The sequence below is a fragment of the Microbacterium sp. CH12i genome (assembly GCF_000685355.1).
Lineage (GTDB): Bacteria > Actinomycetota > Actinomycetes > Actinomycetales > Microbacteriaceae > Microbacterium.
This window is the reverse complement of record NZ_JHET01000003.1, coordinates 388,173-401,193: the sequence shown is the minus strand read 5'-3', so window position 1 is coordinate 401,193 and position 13,021 is coordinate 388,173. Positions and strand designations below refer to the sequence as shown.

Annotated in this window: 8 protein-coding genes and 2 pseudogenes; 4 read left to right on the top strand and 6 right to left on the bottom strand. The window is 64.1% G+C overall.

Annotated features, from left to right (window positions below):
- Nucleotides 1-412 (top strand): IS481 family transposase (locus DC31_RS05005; protein WP_036277542.1); only part of this gene is annotated, 412 nt, incomplete at its 5' end.
- Here the strand turns inward: DC31_RS05005 and DC31_RS05000 are convergent.
- The 3 genes and pseudogenes from DC31_RS05000 to DC31_RS04990 form a co-directional block, all read right to left on the bottom strand.
- Nucleotides 409-1,470, bottom strand: a complete 1,062-nt coding sequence (locus DC31_RS05000) for a hemolysin family protein (protein WP_036277540.1) — start codon at nucleotides 1,468-1,470, stop codon at nucleotides 409-411. The two genes, DC31_RS05005 and DC31_RS05000, sit on opposite strands and share 4 nt — an antisense overlap.
- Nucleotides 1,467-2,786, bottom strand: a complete 1,320-nt coding sequence (locus DC31_RS04995; RefSeq protein WP_036277538.1) for a hemolysin family protein — start codon at nucleotides 2,784-2,786, stop codon at nucleotides 1,467-1,469. The genes DC31_RS05000 and DC31_RS04995 overlap by 4 nt, the downstream gene beginning before the upstream one ends.
- Before the next feature lie 143 nt (nucleotides 2,787-2,929).
- A pseudogene (locus tag DC31_RS04990) lies at nucleotides 2,930-4,389 on the bottom strand (GuaB1 family IMP dehydrogenase-related protein).
- A gap of 160 nt (nucleotides 4,390-4,549) precedes the next feature.
- Between DC31_RS04990 and DC31_RS04985 the strand changes: the two are divergent.
- Nucleotides 4,550-8,252: pseudogene (locus DC31_RS04985) on the top strand (multifunctional oxoglutarate decarboxylase/oxoglutarate dehydrogenase thiamine pyrophosphate-binding subunit/dihydrolipoyllysine-residue succinyltransferase subunit).
- 66 nt (nucleotides 8,253-8,318) lie between these two features.
- On the opposite strand, the gene DC31_RS04980 reads toward DC31_RS04985, so the two are convergent.
- The 3 genes from DC31_RS04980 to DC31_RS04970 are packed head-to-tail and all read right to left on the bottom strand — an operon-like array spanning nucleotide 8,319 to nucleotide 10,562.
- On the bottom strand, nucleotides 8,319-9,611 hold the full coding sequence (locus tag DC31_RS04980; RefSeq protein WP_036277536.1) for a GNAT family N-acetyltransferase: 1,293 nt from the start codon (nucleotides 9,609-9,611) through the stop codon (nucleotides 8,319-8,321).
- A gap of 46 nt (nucleotides 9,612-9,657) precedes the next feature.
- Nucleotides 9,658-9,903: a zf-HC2 domain-containing protein gene (locus DC31_RS04975; protein ID WP_036277534.1), complete on the bottom strand. Its 246-nt coding sequence runs from the start codon at nucleotides 9,901-9,903 to the stop codon at nucleotides 9,658-9,660.
- The gene (locus DC31_RS04970; protein WP_036277531.1) at nucleotides 9,900-10,562 is read right to left on the bottom strand and encodes a sigma-70 family RNA polymerase sigma factor; all 663 of its coding nucleotides are present in this window, start codon (nucleotides 10,560-10,562) and stop codon (nucleotides 9,900-9,902) included. The genes DC31_RS04975 and DC31_RS04970 overlap by 4 nt, the downstream gene beginning before the upstream one ends.
- Before the next feature lie 49 nt (nucleotides 10,563-10,611).
- Here DC31_RS04970 and aroA point away from each other — a divergent pair, with 49 nt between their 5' ends.
- A complete protein-coding gene (gene aroA, locus DC31_RS04965) occupies nucleotides 10,612-11,937 on the top strand; it encodes a 3-phosphoshikimate 1-carboxyvinyltransferase (protein WP_036277529.1) in 1,326 nt (441 codons plus the stop codon).
- Nucleotides 11,934-13,016, top strand: a complete 1,083-nt coding sequence (gene rsgA / locus DC31_RS04960) for a ribosome small subunit-dependent GTPase A (protein ID WP_036277755.1) — start codon at nucleotides 11,934-11,936, stop codon at nucleotides 13,014-13,016. Before aroA ends, rsgA begins: the two co-directional genes overlap by 4 nt.
- Nucleotides 13,017-13,021 lie beyond the last annotated feature (5 nt).

The following is a 13,021-nucleotide window of genomic DNA, read 5'->3' as shown; positions in this document are numbered from 1 at the left end:
CAACTCACGTGTCGCGTACTCGGAGATCCTCGACGACGAGCGCAAGGAGACCGCGGCCGGGTTCTGGACTCGTGCGAACGCGTTCTTCGCCAGCCTCGGCGTGACCGTGACCGCGGTGATGACCGACAACGGCGCCTGCTACCGATCCCACGCGTTCGCTGCCGCGCTCGGCGAAACCATCAAGCACAAGTGGACCAGACCGTATCGGCCGCAGACCAACGGGAAAGTCGAGCGATTCAACCGGACCCTCGCCGTCGAGTGGGCATATGCGAGACCCTACGCCAGCGAATCCGAGCGAGCCGCCGCCTACGAGACCTGGCTCCATCACTACAATCACCACAGACCCCACACCGGCATCGGCGGCAAGACCCCCTCAGAACGCGTTCACAACCTCACGGGGAAGTACACCTAGCGACCGTGCACACGCCGTGTGGCGTCCTGCACCTCCCCGACCAGTTCTTCCAAGATGTCCTCAAGGAAAAGCACGGCCGTCGTTTCGCCCTGCGCGTTTCGCACGCGCGCCAAGTGGCGTCCAGCACGACGCATGACGGCGAGAGCATCCTCGAGGTCGGTGTCTTCCTGAATCGGGACCATGTGGTGGATGCGTTTGGACGGAATCGCCGCCGCGGTCTTCGTCGCGGCATTTTTCCCCTCCGACGCCCGCAGGATGTCCTTCAAGTGCACGTAGCCGAGCGGCATGTTCTCATCGTCGACGATCACATAGCGAGAAAAGCCGTAGCGCGCCACCGCCCGCTCGATATCATCGGGCGTCGTGGTCTGAGGCAAGGTCACGAGGTCACCCAGCAAAACCGCGACATCGCGCGCTTTCTTGTCGGTGAATTCCACCGCCTTCGAGACGGTACCCGCCGCGTCCGAGAGCACGCCCTCGCGGCGTGACTGATCGACAATCGTCGCCACCTCGCCGAGCGTGAACGTCGATGACGCTTCGCTCTTCGGCTCCACTCGGAACAGGCGCAGCACGCCGTTGGCCGCCGCGTTGAGCACCCAGATGACGGGCATGAAGATCTTTGAGATCCACACCAGCGGCGGCGCGAGAATCAGCACGGCACGATCGGGGATCGAGAAGGCCAGGTTCTTCGGCACCATCTCGCCGAATACTACGTGCAGGTACGACACCAGTAGGAGTGCGATAACGAATGCGACGACGTCTACCACCGCATCCGCCCACCCGAATGCGTGCATCGGGATTCCGAGCAGATGGTGAATCGCGGGTTCGGAGACGTTCAGGATCAGCAGCGAGCAGATCGTGATTCCGAGCTGCGAGGTCGCGAGCATGAGTGTCGCGTGTTCCATCGCGTAGAGCGCGGTCTTTGCCGCGCGGGAGCCTTCTTCTGCGCGGGGTTCGATCTGCGAGCGCCGGGCAGAGATCACTGCGAATTCGGCGCCAACGAAGAAGGCGTTCACGACGAGAAGCACCACGAGCCAGACGAGTCCTGCCCAGTCGTTCATCGTGCCACCTCCGCTGACGCGGCATCGACCGGGACCGGCCTATAGCGGATGCGGTCAACGCGGCGTCCGTCCATCCGGACGACCTCCAGCACACCGGAATCGAGGCTGACCTCGTCACCCGCCATCGGGACGCGCTCAAGCACACTCATGATGTAACCGGCCACGGTGTCGTACACGTCTCCTTCTGGGACGCGCACTCCGGCGCGGTTCTGAAGTTCATCTGGGCGCAATTCGCCAGGGAAAGTGATGGAATCGCGGCCAAGGACGATGCCCGCGCGGCTTCGGTCGTGCTCATCGGACACCTCGCCGACGATCTCTTCGACCAGATCCTCTAGCGTGACGATGCCTGCGGTTCCGCCGTATTCGTCGACGACGATCGCGAGCTGGTAGCCCTTGGCTCGCAGCTCAGACATCAGCACGTCAAGGTGCTGCGTTTCAGGAACGCGCAAGGGCTCGGTGGCGAGCGCGCCGACCGGAACGTCGGCTCGCCGCTCACGGGGGACAGAGACAGCTGCTTTCAAATGCACGACGCCGGTGATGTCATCCATGTCGTCGTCATAAACCGGGAAGCGGCTGTGGCCGGTGCGGCGGGCGAGCTGGATGACATCTTCCGCTGAGTCGCCGGCCGCAATCGCGTGCATGCTCGGGCGCGGGGTCATCACATCGGCAGCCGAAAGCCGGGCAAAGGTGAGGCTACGATCCAGCAGAGTCGCGGTATCGGCTTCGAGCAAGCCGGCCATCGCAGAGCGGCGCACGAGCGAGGAGAGTTCCTCGGCGGTGCGTGCGCCCGACAGTTCTTCTTTCGGTTCAATGCCCATCGCTCGCAACATGGCGTTCGCGCTGTCGTTGAGGACGACGACAGCGGGCTTGAAGATTGTCGTAAATGCCACCTGGAACGGGATGACAAGCTTCGCGGTCGCGACCGGGAGGGCGAGCGCGAAGTTCTTCGGAACTAGCTCACCGAGGATCATCGACAACGTCGTCGCCACGAGCATGGCAATCACGGTCGAGATCGGCCGCACCGCGGCTTCAGAGATGCCCCACGACGTGAACACGGGCGACAGCAGATTCGACAGCGCTGGCTCCATAGTGAAACCGGTGAGCAGCGTAGTCAGCGTGATTCCGAGCTGTGCCGATGAAAGGTGCGTCGACGTGTGCCTCAGCGCGCTAATCGTGAGAGCGAGTCGCGTCTCGCCGCGCGCCTGGCGCGCTTCGAGTTCGGCGCGGTCGAGATTGACGAGCGCGAACTCACTTGCAACGAAGAGGCCAGTGCCTACTGTGAGAAGGAGCCCCACTCCCAACATGACGTAGTCCATCAGTCGTTCCCCTCCTCAGAGAGGAAGGGCGGGCAGTGGGGCGAAGTTCTGCAACTGGGAGGGTCGTCCATTGTGGTGACTATTCTACCGTGTCCCGCGGCGCGTTCGCCGCTGGTTCAGCATCCGCTTCGCGCCGCGGACCCTTACCAGCTGACTGGCAGCGCCTTGCCCTCTTCGTACCCGGCCGCAGACTGGCGTCCGACCAGTGCGCGTTCGTGGAACTCCGGCACCGAAGAGGCACCTGCGTAGGTGAACGAGGACCGCACGCCCGACGTGATCATGTCGAGCAGGTCCTCAACTCCCGGCCGCATCGGGTCAAGGTAGATCTTCGATGACGAGATGCCCTCGGCGAAGAGTTCTTTGCGGGCACGCTCGTAGGCGTCCAGTCGCCCGAAGCGGGCTTGCACCGCCTTGGTCGACGCCATCCCCCACGATTCCTTGTAGATCCGACCGTCGGCATCTGACTGCAACTGGCCGGGAGCCTCAATCGTGCCAGCGAACCAGGAGCCGATCATGACGGATGCTGCGCCTGCGGCGAGCGCGAGCGCAACGTCGCGTGGGTAGCGCACTCCCCCGTCTGCCCAGACGTGCGCACCGAGCTCATGCGCGGCCTGCGCGGTCTCCAGCACGGCCGAGAACTGTGGACGCCCTACAGCGGTCATCATGCGAGTGGTGCACATCGCGCCAGGGCCGACACCGACCTTGAGGATCGATGCTCCCGCGTCAACGAGGTCGTTCGCTCCGTCTGCGGTGACGACGTTGCCCGCGACCAGGGGGATGCCGAGGTTCAGTGCCGACACTGCGGCGAGCGCGCGCAGCATCCCCTCCTGGTGGCCGTGCGCGGTGTCAATGACGAGCACGTCCACTCCGGCTGAGGCGAGCGCCTTGGCCTTGGCTGCGACGTCTCCATTGATTCCGACCGCCGCTCCCACCGCCAGCCGGCCATTCGCATCGACGGCCGGCTTGTATAGCGTCGAGCGCAGAGCGCTGCGGGCGCTGAGAGTGCCGACGACGTGACCGTGACGAACGATGGTCACGAGCTCGGCACCTGCCTCGGTGATGACGTCGAAGGCAGCGCGGCCGCTCGTGATGTCCTCAGCATCCAGCGCGGGACTGCCAGCGTGCACGAGATCGCCCAACTGCGCATCCGGAAGTGCGGTGGCCAGTCGAGTGGCGGGCACGATGCCGCGAACGTCTGACGCCTTGAGCGCTTCTCCGCCGCCTCGCTCAGCGACAACGATGCCGTGTCCCGGTGTCGCAGGGAGCAGTCGCAGCGCATCGGCGACGGACGCACTCGGCGCCAGAATCAGCGGGGTGTCCCATTCGACGGGCTGGCGTTTCACCTCGCGGATCGCGGCATCCAGGTCCTGCAGTGGCATGTCCTGCGGAAGGATGCCGAGGCCTCCGCGGCGGGCGAGCACCGCTGCAAGTCGGGCCCCGTGACCGAGTTCATATTCGACGCGACCAGCGGGATAGTCGCTGGCGTGCCGTCCCGCGGTGCGAGATCGACCTCGAGTCTGCTGGTGATACCCGATCGTCGCGGCACCAGGAAGACATCCGAGTAAGTCAGATCTACGGTCGGCTGCTCGCTGACAAATTCCATACCTCCACGGTAGCTTTCCTCGACGTGAATCGGGTGGTCGCACGCGCCTATTCACCGGCGGGAACACGTTAGGCTAGAAGACAGGATGCGCGAACCAGGGGGCCTCCCGAAATCGCGTGAAATACAGAACAGCTTCAGCGATGAAAGAGGGCGATAGCGCGTGTCGAACCAGGTGACCGGCGTCGAAGGTACAGACGACGGAGGGTTCGGAGCCAACTCGTGGCTCGTCGACGAGCTCTACGAGCAGTTCAAGGTAGATCGTAACTCCGTTGATAAGGAGTGGTGGCCGATCCTGGAGAACTACCGATCGGATGCTTCGACCCCCTCCACTTCGACCTCCTCGACACCTGCGCAGGCTCCCGTGCAGAACGGGTCGAACGAGCACCCCGTAACTGCTCCGATCCCGGTGATTGGCTCGCAGCCGGTCGCCCGTACGACGGCCAAGCCGGCGACTCGCGCACCGATCCCTGCACAGGCACCTAAGCCTGAGCCGAAAGCGAAGCCCGCCGATCACCCAGCCGACGAAGACACCGTCACTCCGCTGCGCGGGATGACCAAAACTCTTGCGGCAAATATGGATCAGTCGCTGACTGTTCCGACCGCGACGAGCGTCCGCACGATCCCAGCGAAGCTGCTGATCGACAACCGCATCGTCATCAACAACCACATGTCGCGCTCACGCGGCGGCAAGGTCAGCTTCACGCACCTCATCGGCTGGGCGCTCATCCAGACACTGAAGGAGTTCCCGAGCCAGAACGTGTTCTACGCCGAGATCGACGGCAAGCCCTCCGTCATCGCACCCGCGCACGTCAACTTCGGCATTGCCATCGATCTGCCCAAGCCCGACGGCACTCGTGCGCTCATGGTGCCGTCTATCAAGCGTGCCGACACGCTGACGTTCACCGAGTACCTCTCAGCGTACGAAGACCTCGTCACCCGCGCGCGTGCCAACAAGCTGACCGCAGCCGACTTCCAGGGCACCACGGTCTCGCTGACCAACCCGGGTGGCATCGGCACGGTGCACTCCGTGCCGCGTCTGATGAAGGGCCAGGGCTGCATCATCGGCGCCGGCGCCTCGAGTACCCCGCGGAGTTCCAGGGCTCCAGCGACAGGACACTCGCAGAACTGGGTATCGGCAAGACGATCACCCTCACCAGCACCTATGACCACCGCGTCATCCAGGGCGCCGGCTCCGGCGAGTTCCTGAAGAAGGTGCACGAGGTGCTGATCGGTCAGCGCGGGTTCTACGACGACATCTTCGCGGCCATGCGCATCCCCTACGCACCGATCCGCTGGAACTCAGACATCGCCGTCGACCTCGCAGAACGCGTCGACAAGCAGGCTCGCGTACAGGAGCTCATCAACTCCTACCGTGTGCGCGGTCACCTCATGGCCGACATCGACCCACTCGAATATGTGCAGCGCTCGCACCCCGACCTCGAGATCGAAAGTCACGGACTGACTTTCTGGGACCTCGACCGCGAGTTTGTCACCGGCGGCTTCGGTGGCAAGCGCGTGATGAAGCTTCGCGACGTCCTCGGTGTCCTCCGTGACTCGTACTGCCGCACGCTCGGCATCGAGTACATGCACATCCAAGACCCAGAGCAGCGTCGCTGGTTCCAGGAGCAGGTCGAGGTCAAATACCAGAAGCCCGGCCACGATGAGCAGCTGCGGGTTCTCCGCAAGCTCAACGAAGCCGAGGCGTTCGAGACCTTCCTGCAGACGAAGTTCGTCGGCCAGAAGCGCTTCTCGCTCGAGGGCGGCGAGTCGCTGATCCCGTTGCTCGACGAGATCCTTCAGGGCGCGGCGACCTCGGGCCTCGACGGGGCTGCGATCGGCATGGCCCACCGCGGCCGGCTCAACGTGCTCACCAACATCGCCGGCAAGACCTACGGCCAGGTATTCCGCGAGTTCGAAGGCATCCAGACTCCCGGCAACCAGCGCGGTTCGGGTGACGTCAAGTACCATCTCGGCACCGAGGGCACCTTCATCGCCGATGACCGCTCCGAGTTGCCGATCCACCTCGCTGCGAACCCCTCACACCTTGAGACCGTCGATGGCGTGCTCGAGGGCATCGTCCGCGCAAAGCAGGACCGCAAGCCCATCGGAACGTTCTCGTGGCTGCCGATCCTCGTTCACGGTGATGCGGCCTTCGCGGGACAGGGCATCGTCGTTGAGACTCTGCAGATGGCGCAGTTGCGCGGCTACCGCACCGGCGGCACGATCCACGTGGTTGTCAACAACCAAGTTGGTTTCACCACGACACCGACGGATGCCCGTACGTCCGTCTACGCGACAGACGTCGCCAAGACCACTCAGGCGCCGATCTTCCACGTGAATGGCGATGACCCAGAGTCAGTCATCCGTGTGGCACACCTCGCCTTCGAATACCGCGAGCGCTTCCACCGCGACGTCGTGATCGATCTCGTCTGTTACCGCCGCCGTGGCCACAACGAGGGCGATGACCCGTCGATGACGCAGCCGCTGATGACCGACCTCATCCAGGCCAAGCGCTCAGTCCGCAAGCTCTACACCGAGGCGCTCGTTGGACGCGGCGACATCACCGAAGAAGAGTACGAGCAGAACAAGGACGACTTCCAGAGCCGCCTCGAGGTCGCTTTTGCGGAGACCCACGCGGCCGAGACCGGTGCAACTCCGATTGCTCCTGACCTCATTCAGGTGGACCCGGTCGTCGGTGAGCCCGAGGTGACCGGGATCTCCACCGAGGTCATCAACCTCATCGGCGAGGCCTTCGCGAACAAGCCAGAGGGCTTCACCGTTCACCCGAAGATCCAGCAGTTGCTCGACAAGCGCGTCGAAATGACCCGCAGCGGCAACATCGACTGGGGCTTCGGCGAGCTGCTCGCGTTCGGATCGTTGCTGGCTGAGGGCACCCCGGTGCGTCTTGCCGGCCAGGACTCCCGCCGCGGGACCTTCGTGCAGCGTCACGCCGTCATGCACGATCGCGCGAACGGCCAGGAATGGTTGCCGCTGGCGAACCTCTCTGAGACACAGGGACGCTTCTTCGTCTACGACTCGCTGCTGAGCGAGTACGCGGCACTGGGCTATGAGTACGGCTACTCCGTCGAGGCGCCAGAAGCCCTTGTGCTCTGGGAGGCTCAGTTCGGCGACTTCGCGAACACCGCACAGGCTGTTATCGACGAGTACATTTCGGCTGCCGAGCAGAAGTGGGGTCAGCAGTCCAGCGTCACACTTCTTCTCCCCCACGGCTACGAAGGCCAGGGACCCGACCACTCTTCGGCTCGCATCGAGCGCTTCCTGCAGCTGTGTGCTCAGGACAACATGACCGTCGCACGCCCCTCAACGCCGGCATCGTACTTCCACCTGCTGCGTCGCCAGGCGTACATGCGACCTCGCCGTCCGCTCATCGTCTTCACGCCGAAGGCAATGCTGCGACTTCGCGGAGCAACCAGCCAGGTCGAGGACTTCACGCAGGGCCGCTTCGAGCCGTTGCTGGACGACGACCGTGGCCTCAACCGCGATGCAGTCAAGCGCGTACTCGTTCACTCAGGCAAGGTGCACTGGGATCTGCGCAGCGAATTGGACAAGAACCCCAACCCGGAGATCGCACTTGTACGGCTGGAGCAGCTGTATCCGACGCCGATCGACGCGCTCAAGGCGATGACCGACTCCTACCCGACGCCGAGCTGGTGTGGGTTCAGGAAGAGCCGGAAAACCAGGGTGCCTGGCCGTTCCTCGCTCTCGCGTTCGCAAAGGTCACCGGCGGTCGGGGCTTCCGCACGATCGCACGCACGGCGTCTGCTTCCCCCTCAACAGGTTCGTCGAAGGTGCACGCCGCTGAGCAGGCCGACCTGCTCAAGCGCGCCCTCACGCTGAACTGATCTTCACCGCACCGCGCGACACATTCGTTCGGGTACCAGAGACATCGCTCTAATACCCGATTCGTTCTAGTACCAGATTCCGAGCAGCGGGGCCTCTACCGCTCGGAAGGCATCGTCGAGGGATGCCGCGGCTTCTGCCGTGGCATCCAACCGGCCGCACGCACGCAACTGCACCGCACTCACTCCCCCGGCGTACAACGCCGACAGAGTGGAGACGTCGAGCGTGATGTCTACGGTGTCCTCGGCGACCGGAGTAATCGTCGCACGCCCATCAGTGACCGTGAGCCGCCATGCGCCCGCTGCGAAGCCCTGTGCGTCGCCCACACGCAGCACCAGATCGAGCGGCGCACGGTATGTGCGCGCAGACAATGCCGCTGGCACATCAAGGATGCGCAGCCACCCGTGGTCATGCACCGTGACCTCAACGCCTCGCCGGTCGTTCACGAGCCAGGGCAGCGGGTCGTCAATAGGGCGAAGATCGACGCTGATCTTGTCGACCAGGTCATGTTGGAGCGCGAAACCCCAGAGCGCCGTGAGCGCGTCAGGAGTCACTGCTGAGATGTGGAAGATCGACATCTCGAAGCGGAAGGCATCCGGGATCTCGCTGAGTTTGTAGGCCATCACCCCGCGTACAGCACCGTGCTCATCCAGGTAACGGATTCCGCGCACTGCGGCGGGGGCCGGATGATCAGGAGTGAGCCCTGCGACGCGATCCCACCGCATGTCCCAGCCAGCGATCTGCCCGGAACGCTGCGTGCGTGCCACCTCATGCAGGGTCGACAGGTGCTCCTTGAGTGTCTCCTTGTCGATGTACTCCACTCGCCCTGCGGGCGCGGGTGCAGCCCATCCCGCTCGACGGGTGTCGACGGTGATCTTCGCCACTGGGACCGCCGAGGCGAAACCGTAGCGACCGTAGATCGTGGCCTCAGAGACAGTAAGTCCGGCAATCGCGACACCAGCGGATGCCGCGGCGCGCAGTTCACCCTCGAGCAGAGCGCGGGCGATCCCACGACGTCGATGGGTGCCTGAAACAGTCACCGAGCTGATCGCCCACATGTCGACTTCGCCGCCGGGAACGGTGAGCGGTGTGATCCAGGAGTTCACCGTGGCGACGGGCAATGTGCCGACGGCGACCCCAGCCTCGAACACACCAATGTTACGTCGGTCCTTAAGCGCGTCTGTCGTCGCGGTGACGACCTCCGCAGTCGGATCCGGATCAAGGAAGCCGCGCATGTCCGCGCGGAAGAACGCTTCGGAATCAGCATCCGATGCGGTGTCAATCATCCGGTAGGTCAGATTCTGACCCGCCAGTCGCTCGACGGATGTGGGGTCGACGGGGACAGTGCGTGCGTCGGTCATCTCTCCAGCCTAAAGGCAGGCTCCGACGTGGCGTCAGTCTCGTGCGTCAGTGCGCGGCGGTCTGCGCCGCACGCAGCTTCGCGAGCACCTGATCGCGCAACTCTTCCGGGGCAGTCTCCTTGCACGCTCGCGAGACAACCTCGGTCAGAGTCGTGGCGACAAGCGCCTCGCCCTGGCACGACGGGCAGTTCTCGATGTGCTCGCGAATCTCAGAGTGCTCGGTCTTGCACACCTCGTTGCGGAGGTATTCCTCCAGGTCTTGACGGGCCTTGCTGCAGCCGCAATCGCTCATTTCTTGCTCCTTGTAGCGGCCGTGGCGATTCCTCGCTCAGCGGCATAATCTGCCAACAGCTCTCGTAACATCCGCCTGCCACGATGCAGGCGGCTCATCACTGTGCCGATGGGGGTCTTCATGATGTCGGCGATCTCCTGGTACGCGAATCCCTCCACGTCAGCCAAGTACACCGCGAGTCGGAAGTCTTCTGGGACTTCCTGGAGCGCGTCCTTCACAGCGGACGCGGGCATCCGATCGATCGCTTCTGCTTCAGCCGAGCGACTGTGCGTTGCTGTCGTCGACTCCGCTCCGCCCATCTGCCAGTCCTCGAGTTCATCGAGGGTGCCTTGGAACGGTTCGCGCTGCTTCTTGCGATAGATGTTGATGTAGGTGTTCGTGAGGATGCGGTAGAGCCACGCCTTCAGGTTGGTGCCCTGCGTGAACGACGCCCACGACCCAAAAGCCTTGACGAAGGTTTCCTGCACGAGGTCTGCCGCGTCTGCGGGGTTGCGCGTCATCCGCATCGCCGCAGCGTAAAGCTGATCCATGAAGGGGATCGCCTGTTCCTCGAACTCACGCCGAGCGTCGCCGACCGTATCAGCGGGTGCCATGTCATCCATCACCGGCCAGTCTAAGCCGGAGAGCACTTCATGCTCGCTTTGCAGTATTGCAACCATCACGACTCCTTCTCGGCGCTTTCGCCGACGTTCACTAAGGTGGAAACCGATGAGCGACACTCGGTATTCCCCTTCCCCCGCCCGGGGCGCCTACGTTGCGCCCGCGGCGACCGGCGCTGTGCACTCGACGCTGACCATTCCGGGGTCGAAGTCGTTGACCAACCGGGAGCTGATTATTGCAGCGATAGCAGACGGCCCCGGCCGTCTGCTCGCCCCGTTGCACTCGGATGACTCCCGTCGGATGGTCGACGCGTTGCGCGTTCTTGGCGTCGGAATCGAAGAGGTTCCTGGCGATGGACAGTTCGGTCCTGACCTCATCGTGACGCCCGCTCCCCTCCGCGGTGGCGGCACCGTCGACTGCGGCCAAGCCGGTACTGTCATGCGCTTCATCGCACCGCTTGCGGGCCTTGCCGCGCAGGATGTCCACATCACCGCCCATGAGACGGCGCTGCATCGCCCCATGGGCGCGATCATCACTGCGATGCGCGACCTTGGCGTCGACATCGACGATGAGGGCACCTGGTCGCTTCCGTTCACGATCCGCGGCCACGGCCGTATTCGCGGTGGTCGCATCGAGATCGATGCTTCAGCGTCCAGCCAGTTCGTCTCAGGGCTTCTGCTGGCAGCTCCGCGCTTCGACGTCGGGCTGCACCTGGTCCACATCGGAGACCACCTGCCGAGCCTGCCTCACATCGACATGACGATCGAGTCACTCAGCCGTCGCGGCATCCGCATCGAACGCCCGGCCGTCGGCGAATGGCTCGTCGAGGCTGGCGTTCCGCGGGCGAAAGAAGTCGCGATCGAGCCCGACCTCTCTAACGCTGCCCCGTTCCTCGCTGCGGCGATGGTGACCGGCGGCGAGGTTTCGATCACGGGCTGGCCACTGCACTCCACCCAGCCTGGCTCGCTACTGCCCGACATTCTGCAGACGATGGGCGCTCACGTCAGCCGCCACAGCGGCACCATGACCGTGCGCGCGGGTGACGCCATCCGCGGTGTTGATCTAGACCTCTCAGCGGCCAGTGAACTCTCCCCCACGATCGTCGGACTCGCTGCGTTCGCCAATAGCCCGACAACAATCCGCGGCATCGGACACATCCGCATGCACGAAACGGATCGGATCGCCGCTCTCATCGACAACCTCACTGCACTCGGCGGCGAAATCGAGGAGTTGCCTGATGGCCTGCGGATCATCCCGCGTGCTCTGCATGGCGGTCGCTGGGCTGCGCACCACGACCACCGCATCGCCACAACGGGCGCACTCATCGGCACTCGCGTGCCCGGAGTCGAGATTGACGACATCGGCACAACGGCAAAGACTCTGCCCGAGTTCACGGTGCTGTGGGAGCGCATGCTGGGGGGCACCTCCGCGTGAGCTGGCTCGATCCTGACGATGACCTCGATGGCGACTTCGAGGACTTCGATGAGAGCAGCATCCGGGTACGCCCCAACCCGAAGGGCAACCGGCCTCGAACAAAGCGTCGCCCCGCGCATGATGACGCGCAGATCGGGCGGGTGCTGGGCGTCGACCGCGGCCGCTACAGCGTGATGCTCGACGAGGGCACTACTGAGGAACGCACGATCACCACCACGCGTGCCAGAGAATTGCGCCGGTTCCCGATCGTCACCGGCGATCAGGCGCGTGTCGTCGGCGACACCACAGGTGACGATGGCACGCTCGCCCGTATCATCGGCGTCGTCGAGCGCACCTCGCTGCTGCGCCGCAGTGCCGATGACACCGACGAGGTGGAGCGCGTGATCGTGGCGAATGCCGATCAGATGCTGATTGTCGTCGCCGCGGCTGATCCTGAACCGCGCGCCCGGCTGGTTGATCGCTATCTCGTTGCGGCGCTGGATGCCGGCGTCCGCCCGCTCCTGGTCGTTACAAAGACTGACATCGCAGACCCCACGGCTTTTCTCTCACACTTTGACGGCCTTGATTTGCGGGTTTTCACCAGTGCGCAGCAGGAAATGCCCCTCGACGAGATCGGCGCCGCGCTCATCGGACACTCGACAGTGTTCGTCGGGCACTCTGGCGTCGGCAAGTCCACACTCGTGAACGCCCTTGTGCCGTCCGCAATGCGCGCAACGGGTCATGTCAACCTCGTCACCGGACGGGGCCGCCACACGTCATCCTCGACAGTGTCGTTGCGCTATGTGAGCCCGGACGGCACGGGCTGGGTGATCGACACCCCCGGTGTGCGCTCGTTCGGTCTCGGACATGTCGATCCTGCGAACATCCTCGCCTCGTTCACCGAACTCGCGGCGATCGCAGAGAGGTGCCCGCGTGGCTGCACGCATCTGCTGGATGCACCGGACTGCGCGCTGATCGAAGCGTCCCAGGCCGGCGAACTGAACGATGCCGAGCTCGCCCGCCTCGACTCTCTGCAGCGGTTGTTGCAGACGTTCGCAGACAAAGCCGACGCCAATCCGGGATCATCGTCCAGTCGATAGGCTGG